An 8,012-nucleotide genomic window follows, 5' to 3' on the forward strand; every position below is an offset into this window, starting at 1 on the left:
CATGGGAACTACTGCACCTAACGAACTCCGCGTATTGGTACAATCTTTAAGCCAGCTCGTTCGGGCGGCCCGGGAATGTCAATCCAAGTATGCACACCTGAGTCATGAAGCTAAAATGCCTCGACTCAGACAACGTTTATCACGGATGAACGTTGAAAACGAATGCCTAGCAGATGAACTCCATCGGTATACACGTCAATATGGAATACAGGAAGAAGAGGAAACGGAAGTAGTAGTCGCTTCTCCTGCCATGGATTGGGATGAAGAACTGGATGGTTGTGAGAGCGGTACTGTTTCTATTCTGAACGCTTTTGAATCAGTAATGGAGCACCGTTGTCTGACCGCTTTCCCTGAGTTATACAAAACCCTGACCAAGCGTCGGGAATACATGTCTGAAAATTTAAGCTGGTTACGAAACATTCGTACTACAGCTCTTGCATAAACAGCCCTATTTATAGCTGAGTACATAAAAAATCCCGTCTGTGTGTAATCGCAGACGGGATTTTTTATGCCCTAAATTAATGATGATCGGTGGAAACATTTTTTGAACGGTATTGGTTGATATGTAAACGAATGTTAGTTTTGCAGCATGAATCCCATGAAAGAAAATTATGAATTAAAAGATGAGGCTTCCGTTGAACGAATTAAGAAGCTTTTTATCGTAAACATCTTGGGTCTTTCTCATTTAATTGTACGGGATACCAATCGTTGGCTGAACAAGCTGGGATATGCTCTTCAAATTGAGCAGATTCGAATTTTGATGACGATCAATTATTTGAAAAATCCACCTTCTCAACAGGATATTGCAAATATTCTTCAAAAGAATAAAGCTGGTATTCAGCGGTCTATCCAGACCTTACAGCGAGATGGTTACTTGAGAAGTACGACTGATGGTCAGGATAAGCGAAAGAATGTAGTAGTTCTGACACCAGCAGGTAAGCTCTTTGTGGAGAAGGCTACTGAGGCTCTGGAAGGCATGAATACTGAAATTGAAAAGTATTTTGAAGAGGATGAAATCGCCGTCTTGCGAAGAATCCGAAGCAAAATAGAAGCCATTGCCCAAAATGCAGAAAAGTAATCTTCCTATTTGATTTATTATTGATATATCAACAGTTTCCCATGAAAACGAACACTTTTTTGATTGCAATGTTGATGGCGGTGTTACCCTCACTCAGCGAAGCTCAAAATACGCAGCAGGGGTGGACCTTAAAACAATGCTTGGAATATGGTCTGAAAAACTTTGGAGGCGTAAGACTCGCCCAGTATAAAGTTGAAACGGCCAACCAACAGGCCCGTGAAGCAATCTCTCAATATTTACCACAGGTAACGGGTACGGGTACGTTTACGGATAACATCAAGTTGCAGCGAAGTGTCATCCCCGCTGGAACCTTCGGTAACCCCGAACCGCTGACCGTTGCTTTTGGTCAGAAGTACCAAAATACAGTATCGGCTCAGGCTACGCAGACGATTTACGACAAAACGCTTATTCTGGGAATCAAGGCAAATGAGCCCAACCAGAAATTAGCCGAACTGAATACTCGCCAGACGCAGGAAGATGTGATTTATAACATCACCAAAAACTATTATCAGGTTTTTGTATCCCAGCAACAGATTGCTCTGTTGAAAGATAACATGACTCGTACCGAACAAGTACTAGGGGTTCTGAAATTGCAACGGGACAACGGCGTGATTCAGCCCGTGGATTATACTAATACGGAAGTGAGTTATAACAACACTCGCTCACAGTTGGTATTAGCCGAGAATTCGCTGGAATTAGCCATCAATCAATTGAAGTATCAAATGGGATTGTCTCAGGATCAGCCCTTAATGTTAACGGACTCGAGTATTCTGAAACAACTACCTAAAGCACAAAAGCAGGAATTTGATCCCCGAAACCTGGTTAGTTTCCAACAGGGCGAACGGAATCTGGACCTGCAACGCATTCAGATGGCCCGTACAAAAGCTGGGTATCTTCCCACATTAACGGCTAATGCGAGTTACGGTACGCTTTCTTTCTCGAATCAGTTCGGGGGAGCTTTTCAGAACTTCCTGGGTTTCGGTACAGTTGGCCTGCGTTTGAATCTGCCCATTTTTGATGGCTTTAGAAGAGACGCTCAGTATCAGCAGAATCGGTTGACGGTGATGACACAGGAAGAACAGCAGCGTTTGAATACGGAGGCATACAAGTTGCAGTATAACAACGCTGAGTCTCAACTGATACGGGCCAGAACCAATACGGAAAATGACGACCGGACAGTGAAACTGGCTCAGCAGGTGTATGAGATCACGACGCTTCAATACAAGCAGGGGGTTAAAAACCTGACGGACTTACTGAATGCGGATAAGTCTTACCGTGAGGCTCAATCGAATTATATCAACTCACTCATTAACTATTACCAGGCTCAGCTCGATCTGGAGCAGTCGCAGGGTACACTTCTGAATTTCTATAATCAACTTTAGACGTCTTTCCCTATAACCATGAAACGTACAACCATAATCGTCATCATCGCAATCGTTGCCATTATTGGGTTAATTGGCTTCCAGCTTGCGTCGAACAAGAAAAAACTTGACGAGAAAAATCAAATTCCGACCAACACAAACGTCCAGATTCCAGTAACCGTTGCAACGGTGCAGGAAGGCGAAGTGTCCCAGCAACTTATCAAAACGGGTAATCTGATTCCGTTCCGAGAAGCCGAAATCATGGCTACGGCGGCAGGTAAGGTAATGAAGGTTAATTTCGAGTTAGGCTCGTCGGTTCGCCAGGGGGCTACGATGGTACAGGTAGATAACCAACTGAAAGAGTTATCCCTGGAAGCAACTCAACTGAACATCGAAAAGCTGAAAAAGGATGTAAGCCGTTACAACACGCTTTACGCGGGCAACGCTACAACCGAATTACAGGTAAACGACACCAAGTATAACTACGATAACGCTGTTAATCAGGCTCAGCAAATCAAAAAACAGATTTCGGATGCTACGATCAAAGCTCCGATTAGCGGTCGTGTCGTAAAGAAAAATATCGAACCCGGCGAATACGTAAACGTGGGAACTTCTCTGGGTACCGTTCTGGATATCAGCCGTTTGAAAGTACAGGTATTAGTGAACGAAAGTGATGTGTATTCACTGAAAGAAGGACACAGCGTTAAGTTAACCACCAGCGTATTTCCTGATCGCGTGTTCAACGGCTCCATCAGTTATATCGCTCCTCAGGGGGATGAGCAGCACAATTATCCCGTAGAAATCACAATTCAAAACGGTAATACACTCAAGGCGGGAACGTTCGTGAACGTTGATTTCTCACAAAAATCAAATCAGAGAGCCCTGCAAATTCCACGTTCAGCTCTGGTAGAGAGTGTGAAAAATCCTTACGTGTATGTAGTAGAAGGCCAGGTAGTGAAGCAGCGGAAGATTCAGGTAGGTCGTGAATTAGGCGATAACATTGAAGTATTATCGGGCCTCAACGCCGGAGAAAAAGTAGTAACCACAGGTCAGATCAACCTAAGCGAAGGCTCTGCCGTGCAAATTACGAAGTAGTTGATAGTTGTTTGTTACTAGTTGTTTGATTGACAGTTTGTTGGAGGTGTTATTACCCCTTTCTAACAACTTACAACCATCAACGAAAAACTAAATAAAAATATGTCGATAACCGAAGTAGCCATAAAAAGACCCTTGCTGGTGACTACCATTTTTACGGTACTCATTCTGTTTGGAGTCATTAGTTATCAGCAGCTTTCGTATAACCTGCTGCCCAAATTTGAGGCGAACGTAATCAGTGTTTCTACGGTTTATCGGGGGGCTGCCGCCGATGAGGTGGAAACCAACGTTACCAAAAAAATAGAAGATGCCCTTTCATCTCTGGAAGGTCTGGATCGTTTGAAATCTACTTCTCAGGAAGGTGTTTCTTCCGTTATCATTCAGTTGAAAAACGGCGTTGATGTGAATCAGGCCCAGCAGGATGCTCAGCGGAAAATCGATCAGATTCTTTCGCAGTTACCCGACGACGTAGACGATCCGATTCTCAATAAATTCTCAACGGATGAGTTACCCGTTCTGCGGATGGGCGTAACGGCCAAACTGGCCCCAACGCAACTCTACGATTTGATCGATGAAAAACTGAAACCACAGTTATCGAATGTAGCTGGGGTAGGTCAGGTAAACTTAGTCGGTGGAACCGAGCGGGAAATTCAGGTGAACATTGATCCTGCTAAATTACGGGCCTATGGTATTTCCATCGGTCAGGTTTCTCAGGCCGTATATAATGCCAATGCCAGTTACCCGGCGGGTCAAATTGAAACGCAACAGTCCCAGTATTCCATTCACTTTGATGCAACGGTGCAATCCGTTGCCAAAATGCGGGAGCTGATCGTAGCTCGTAAACCCGGCGGTGGTGACGTATTACTGAAAGATTTGGGAGAAGTAGTGGATGGTACGGCTAAGGTTACCGCCATCAACCACATCAACGGTATTCCTTCGGTGGGACTTCAGGTATTGAAGCAAAGTGATGCCAATGCCGTTGACGTAAGTAAGCTGGTAAAAGAACGGATCGCTACGCTTGAAAAACAGTACTCGTCCATTGGACTGAAATTCAATATCGCGGCGGATCAGTCTATTTATACCCTGGCTTCAGCCACTGCCGTAGTAGACGATTTATTTCTGGCGGTGGTGATTGTGTCGGTTGTAATGCTCTTATTCCTGCACAGTTTCCGGTCTTCTTTATTCGTTCTTGTCGCGGTACCTTCGTCGATTCTGCCGACGTTTATGCTGATGTATTTATCAGGCTTCTCGTTGAACCTGATGACGCTGATGGCCCTTTCGCTGGTGGTAGGGATCCTCGTCGATGATTCCATTGTAATTCTGGAGAATATTACCCGCCACATGGAAATGGGTAAGGATCGTCGTCAGGCCGCTATCGACGGACGGAGTGAAATTGGGTTTACCGCTCTGGCTATTACCCTGGTTGACGTTGTAGTATTCGTGCCACTAGCCATGACGGGCGGTTTGATTGGAAATATCCTCCGGGAATTTGCCCTCGTGGTAGTATTCTCTACCTTGATGAGTTTGATGGTTTCCTTTACCATCACGCCTTTGCTGGTATCTCGTTTCGGTAAGCTGGAGCATTTGAATCCAAAATCACTTTGGGGAAAAATCAACATAGGGTTCGAACGGTTCATTGATCGCCTCATTGCTTATTACGGTAGCGTACTGAAGACGGCTCTGAGCCATAAACGCTGGGTGTTCCTGGTGGTGATTCTACTTTTTGTAGGCTCCATTGCTCTGGTTCCCGCCGGATTCATTGGAGGTGCTTTCATGCCTGCCTCTGATCAGGCGAGATTGCCATTCAATTGGAGTTAGCTCCAACGGCTTCGGTATACCAAACCAACGAAGCCGTTCAGAAAGCAGAACAAATTCTGCTCAAGCACCCCGGCGTAACAAACGTGTTTTCAAACGTAGGGTATACCAGTACGGCTATCGCTTCGACTTCCAACAGTAACATCGCGGATATTAACGTGAAATTGGTGGATAAGAAAGAACGAACCTATTCAACCGATGAGTTCGGGATGGAGGTTAAGAAAGAAATCAGTAAAATTCCTGGAGTGAAAGTAACGGCAAGCCCGGTAGGTATTGTAGGGGCATCCGAAGCACCCATTCAGATTGCCGTAAAAGGTACCGACATGAACTCCATCCGCAAAGCAGCGGCGGAAGTGCTGAAGATAACAAAATCGACCCCCGGTACACAGGACGTAAAATACTCGGTAAAAGATCCGAAGCCCGAGGTTTCCATCAAACTGGATCGTGAGAAAATGGCTCAGTTGGGCATTAGTGCCGCTGACGTTGGGGTGGCCCTGCAAACGGCTTTCCGTGGCGACGACCGGGCTAAATTCAAGCAGAATGGTAATGAATATGACATTTTGGTGAATCTGGATCAATTTAACCGATCCAGTGCCAATGACGTAGGACACCTCTTATTTGTGAACAACCAGGGACGTTCTTTTGAGTTATCGCAGTTTGCTCAGGTAGACGAACGCGTGGGAGAAAGCGTGCTGGAGCGTAATGATCGATTATCTTCGATTACTGTTAACGCTCAGGTAGTGGGCCGTCCGGTAGGAACAGTAGGGGACGACATCAAGGAAAAGATGAAGTCTGTGAATTTAGGCGAAGGTGTTTCTGTGCAGTACTTAGGTCAGTTACAGCAACAGTCGGATGCCTTTGGTAGCCTGGGTCTGGCCTTAATCATGGCTATCCTGCTGGTTTACTTTATCATGGTGGCCCTGTATGAAAGTGTGGTGTATCCATTCGTAGTACTTTTCTCCATCCCCGTAGCCCTGATTGGAGCTTTATTAGCTCTGGCTCTGACGATGGAAAGCTTAACGGTATTCTCCATTGTAGGTATGATCATGCTGATGGGTCTGGTAGCGAAAAACGCCATTCTGATTGTAGACTTTGCCAATCACCTCAAGGCTGAAGGCAAAGAAGTAGTAGCCGCTCTGGTAGAAGCAGGTAAAGAACGTCTTCGTCCCATCCTGATGACTACGCTGGCGATGATTTTCGGGATGTTACCTATCGCTCTGGCTAGTGGGGCAGGGGCCGAAACCAAAAATGGAATGGCCTGGGTCATCATTGGTGGCTTGACGAGTTCGTTAGTCTTAACCTTGTTTGTGGTACCTTCGGTGTACCTGGTTGTGGATCGTATTCTGGCTCGTTTCCAGAAAAAAGAACCTCAACCCCAAAAGCCTGAAGAGTTGACGGCTTCCCGATTAATGAATGAGTAACACTTCATTTGCAAACGACGCTCCTTTTCAAAAGGGAGCCGTTTTTTTTGCCCTCTTTGGGGTAACTCTTCGCCTCTGTCGTGGCTGGATCACCCCTTTTCTGCAGTGGAATATGCTTTTCGGAATAATCGATACAAACCAACCTATGTACAATCATGGCAAGTATTGCAGATTTATTTAAAACGGATAAGGCTGAGGGCCTTTCCGAATTATTCATCGCTCAATTAAAAGACATTTACTGGGCAGAAAACAAACTGACCGAAGCCCTACCCGAAATGGAAGCGGCGGCTACCTCGGATGAATTGAAAAATGGCATACGCAAACACCTGGCAGAAACGGAAGGACAGATTGCCCGTCTGGAGCAAATCTTTACTTCTATCGGCGTAGAAGCCGAAGGCGTCAAGTGTGAAGCCATGGCTGGATTGGTAGAAGAAGGTCAGGATATTGTTGCTGAAACGCAATCGGGTACGCTGACGCGAGACGCGGGTATTATTGCTGCCTGTCAGAAAGTAGAGCACTACGAAATTGCTTCGTATGGTACCTTAACCGCATGGGCAAAAATTCTGGGTTACGAAGAAGCGGCCCGGCTGTTGCATGCCACTTTACAGGAAGAAGAAGCAACGGATTTAAAGCTTACCAATCTGGCCGAAACGTTTATTAACGCTTCGGCATTGATAGAAAACTAGTTTTCTGTTGGTAAGAACAAGAAACTTTTGAAAGAAAAAAATCCATACTACCAGTATGGATTTTTTTGATGGGTTGGTGCTATAAACCACTCGGTTTTACCCGAACGCTACGACGTCCGCCAACGTCTCCAACCATGGGATTACTCCCACGCTATTTACGACTCCAGGTGAAGTTTGGTTGCGTAAAATAGCTAAGCAATGTTAATTATAAATTGATATTATTAACAAATGTTTAGGTTTTTTTGAGGGAACGGTCAGCCTATGGACGCTTAAAATACAATTCTTCAAGTCTATAAATAAAGCCTTAACTTAAGGCAGAGCCACTTTAACGGCCTGGGTTTTGCTGGGGTTTTCCAGTCGGATGAGGTACAGACCTGAACCCAGCGAAGACGTCTGGAATTCGATGGCATTGAGCCCTTTCACCAGCTCAAGCTGTTGGGTACTCAGCGTGCGACCCGATAAGTCCAGCAGACTCACCCGGGCGGCTTTGGCCAGCTCCTCATCGCCATAATTCACCACCGCTTTGACGGTGCGATCACTCTGGGTAGCCGCCCAC

6 protein-coding genes and 1 pseudogene are annotated in these 8,012 nt (G+C 45.6%); 6 read left to right on the plus strand and 1 reads right to left on the minus strand.

Annotated features, from left to right (window positions below; translation table 11 throughout):
- Position 1: 1 nt before the first annotated feature.
- From BWI96_RS06895 to BWI96_RS06920, 6 genes and pseudogenes are all read left to right on the plus strand, one after another.
- The gene (locus tag BWI96_RS06895) at positions 2 to 442 is read left to right on the plus strand and encodes a hypothetical protein (protein WP_106635933.1); all 441 of its coding nucleotides are present in this window, start codon (positions 2 to 4) and stop codon (positions 440 to 442) included.
- A 156-nt stretch (positions 443 to 598) separates the two neighbouring features.
- Positions 599 to 1,078 (plus strand): MarR family winged helix-turn-helix transcriptional regulator, encoded by a 480-nt coding sequence (locus BWI96_RS06900; protein ID WP_157830248.1) that lies wholly within the window; start codon positions 599 to 601, stop codon positions 1,076 to 1,078.
- A 41-nt stretch (positions 1,079 to 1,119) separates the two neighbouring features.
- Positions 1,120 to 2,460 (plus strand): TolC family protein, encoded by a 1,341-nt coding sequence (locus BWI96_RS06905; RefSeq protein ID WP_106635935.1) that lies wholly within the window; start codon positions 1,120 to 1,122, stop codon positions 2,458 to 2,460.
- Positions 2,461 to 2,478: 18 nt separating this feature from the next.
- A complete protein-coding gene (locus tag BWI96_RS06910) occupies positions 2,479 to 3,534 on the plus strand; it encodes an efflux RND transporter periplasmic adaptor subunit (RefSeq protein ID WP_106635936.1) in 1,056 nt (351 codons plus the stop codon).
- Between the two features lie 102 nt (positions 3,535 to 3,636).
- Positions 3,637 to 6,770: pseudogene (locus BWI96_RS06915) on the plus strand (efflux RND transporter permease subunit).
- A 155-nt stretch (positions 6,771 to 6,925) separates the two neighbouring features.
- Complete coding sequence (locus BWI96_RS06920; protein ID WP_106635937.1) at positions 6,926 to 7,456, plus strand: ferritin-like domain-containing protein; 531 nt, start codon at positions 6,926 to 6,928, stop codon at positions 7,454 to 7,456.
- 309 nt (positions 7,457 to 7,765) lie between these two features.
- Here BWI96_RS06920 and BWI96_RS06925 read toward each other — a convergent pair.
- Positions 7,766 to 8,012, minus strand: a 247-nt coding sequence (locus BWI96_RS06925; protein ID WP_157830249.1) for a T9SS type A sorting domain-containing protein, incomplete at its 5' end; no start/stop codon positions are given.

Origin of the sequence: Siphonobacter sp. SORGH_AS_0500 (assembly GCF_002838835.1) — a bacterium.
Lineage (GTDB): Bacteria > Bacteroidota > Bacteroidia > Cytophagales > Spirosomataceae > Siphonobacter.

Bases quoted from the DNA above. Each gene is read 5' to 3' on its own strand.
- BWI96_RS06895 (WP_106635933.1), top strand. From the start codon at position 2: ATGGGAACTACTGCACCTAACGAACTCCGCGTATTGGTACAATCTTTA.
- BWI96_RS06900 (WP_157830248.1), top strand. From the start codon at position 599: ATGAAAGAAAATTATGAATTAAAAGATGAGGCTTCCGTTGAACGAATT.
- BWI96_RS06905 (WP_106635935.1), top strand. From the start codon at position 1,120: ATGAAAACGAACACTTTTTTGATTGCAATGTTGATGGCGGTGTTACCC.
- BWI96_RS06910 (WP_106635936.1), top strand. From the start codon at position 2,479: ATGAAACGTACAACCATAATCGTCATCATCGCAATCGTTGCCATTATT.
- BWI96_RS06920 (WP_106635937.1), top strand. From the start codon at position 6,926: ATGGCAAGTATTGCAGATTTATTTAAAACGGATAAGGCTGAGGGCCTT.